Source organism: Microbacterium sp. UBA3394 (genome assembly GCF_002358725.1).
GTDB classification, from domain to species: domain Bacteria; phylum Actinomycetota; class Actinomycetes; order Actinomycetales; family Microbacteriaceae; genus Microbacterium; species Microbacterium luteum.
The window spans coordinates 1-2,583 of the sequence record NZ_DEPK01000174.1 but is presented as its reverse complement, the minus strand read 5'-3'; the positions used below and the strand labels follow the sequence as shown (position 1 = coordinate 2,583).

The 2,583-nt window shown below is 68.4% G+C and carries 2 protein-coding genes and 1 pseudogene; all 3 read right to left on the bottom strand.

Annotated features, from left to right (window positions below; genetic code table 11):
* Positions 1-221, bottom strand: a pseudogene (locus tag B4E30_RS10365) (sugar ABC transporter permease); the annotation flags it as partial.
* 87 nt (positions 222-308) lie between these two features.
* Positions 309-1,589, bottom strand: coding sequence for an ABC transporter substrate-binding protein (locus tag B4E30_RS10360; protein ID WP_286795245.1), 1,281 nt, complete (start codon positions 1,587-1,589; stop codon positions 309-311).
* 202 nt (positions 1,590-1,791) lie between these two features.
* Positions 1,792-2,583 (bottom strand): ECF transporter S component (locus B4E30_RS10355; RefSeq protein ID WP_286795244.1); only part of this gene is annotated, 792 nt, incomplete at its 5' end.

The window sequence follows — 2,583 nt, the reverse complement described above, 5'->3', positions numbered from 1 at the left end:
AGGTCCCAGTCCATGAACGAGATGACCGCGGTGTAGGCGATCGGGAACAGCCCGACGATCGCGAACAGGATGAAGAACGGCGAGATGTAGAGGTAGGGCGAGAACTTCAGGTCCCACTTGCTCAACCGATGCCCGAAGGCGATCCGCTTGACGGGGCGCTCCGGCTCGGGGGTCTCGCTCCGCCGGCTCGGGGCCTTCGGCGGGGTGGTTGTCGCGGTCACGACGGTCCTCGTTTCATGCGTGCGATACGGCGGGGGCGCTCGTCACTTCGGGGGCGGATGCGCGCTCGCACCCGCCCCCGAAGGGTGTCAGCCGATGAGCTCGACTTCGGAGACCCACTGGTCCCACGAGGTCTGGGCGTCCTGCGTCCCGTCTTCGACACGGGTCAGCGCCTGCTGCATCGCGTCGTTGATCTGGAAGTAGTACTCGCCCTTGAACGGCGACACGGTGACGGCGTTGGCCCGGTCACTCAGGATCGACCCGACCGGTGCGTCGTTGAAGTACGCGTTGGTCGCCTCCAGCAGCGTCGGGTCGGTGAGCGCCTCGTTCTGGCTCGGGAAGGTTCCAGCGGCTTCGAAGGCCTTGATCTGCTGCTCGGGAGCGGTCAGCCAGTCGGCCAGTTCCTGCGCGGCCTCGACGTTGGCGCCGTTGCCGGGCACGGTCAGGTAAGACCCGCCCCAGTTGCCGCCGCCGTTCGGGAACACGTTCGCGATGTCCCAGCCGGTGGTGTCGGCTGCGTTGCCCTCGATGACGCCGAGCATCCAGCCCGGGCAAAGCATGGTGGCGAAGGCGCCGTTCGACAGGCCGGCGAACCAGTCGTCGGACCACTGACCGAGGTGGGCGGACTGGTTCGCGCTCGCCTCGAGCACCTGGTCGTAGATGTCGGCGACCTCGGGGTTCTCGGTCGCGGTGATCTCACCCGTCTCGGGATCTTCGTACGCAGCGGGCAGCTGGTTGACCATGCCCTGGTAGGTGCCGCCGGCGGAGTCGAAGAAGGCGTTCCCCGTGGCCTCCACGTACTGCTCGCCCATCTCGAAGTAGGTGGACCAGTCGCCCTCGAGCATCGCGGCGACCTCGTCGCGATCGGTGGGCAGGCCCGCCTCGGCGAACAGGTCGGAGCGGTAGCAGACGCCCTCGGGCCCGATGTCGGTGCCGTATCCGATGAGGTTGCCCTCGGCGTCGGTGGCGGCCTCGACCTTCCAGTCCAGCCAGCGGTCGGACAGGTCGGCGGGAACCGGGGCGAGCAGGTCGGCGTATTCCATCACCTCGGGCAGCCAGTCGACCTCGATGGCCTCGATGTCGGCGAGGCCGGTCTTGCCGAGCTTCTGGAAGTAGTTGGCGCGGGCGTCGTTCGAGGTGGCCGCGCGGTTGTGCACGATCGTGACGTTCGGGTGCTCGTCCATGTACTCCTGCAGGAGCTCATCGGTGTAGCCGAAGTCGTTGAAGGTGGCGATCGTCAGCTCGACCTCTTCATCGCCCGAGCCGCTGCTCGACGAGTCCGACGAGCCGGCGCAGCCGGCGAGGACGAGGGCTGTGGCGGATGCCGCGGCTGCCGCGGCAGCGGCGCGGCGCAAGGCGCGTGATTTCACGGGTCACTCCTTTGTGGTGTGGGTCCTGGTGGATGCCGGTGCGCGCTGCATGCAGGTCATGAGAGCGCTCTCACCGAACGAGGAGAGACGCTACGGGAGCGCTCTCACGATGTCAAGGGAGCGCTCCCACGCAATGATCACGGTTTGGTCACGTGCTCGTCGAATGCGGCGCCGCACCACATTCATGAGAGGGAATATGGCGTCAGCGGCGGCGCGATCGCGGGTGGAGGAGTCGCGGGATGGGCTCGTCTCGCAGCCGCAGAGGAGCGACCAGACGCGCGAGCGCGAGTGCCGCGAACCCGGCGATGAGCTTGTCGGCGAGCGATGCGAGGAAGTTGACGGAGAAGACGGCGAGCCACATGCCTTGCGCGGTACGCAGTGCGGTGATGTAGGCGTCGGTGACGTGGCCCGATCCGTCTCCGTCGTACAGCAGTCCGTTCAATGGAGCGGCGATGAGGGTGCACACGAGTGCCACGACGAGGTTGAGCACGACGAAGCGAGGGATCGTGTGGGCGAATCGGCGGATGCCGTATCCCCACAGCACCGCACCGGCGGCGTTGACGAGCCCGAAAAGCATGGTCTCGGGAGAGGTGATGAGGGCGGCGAGGAGGTTCGTGGACACCCCGACCGCCAGGCCGTACCACGGCCCGAGGGCGAAGGCCGCCGTCGCCGTGCCGATCATGTCGAGGTAGACGGGCAGACGCAGCTCCCCGGCCACCGCGGTGCCGAACAGGTTCAACCCCACCGACCCCACGAGGATGGCGATGATCAGGCTCGCCCGGAGCGTGGCCAGGGTGGGCCCGTCGGCGTCCGCGGGCGCCGTCGTCGGTGCCGCGCCGGTGCCGGGCGTCGGGCTGGTGCTGGGGATGGCGCCGGTGCTGGCCGTCGGGCTCGGAACGGCGCCGGTGCTGGGCGCCGCGCCCGTGTCGGCGGCCGTCGTCAGCGACGTCGTGTCGGTGGCATCCGAGTTCGGGCCCTCTGCGCCCACGACCGC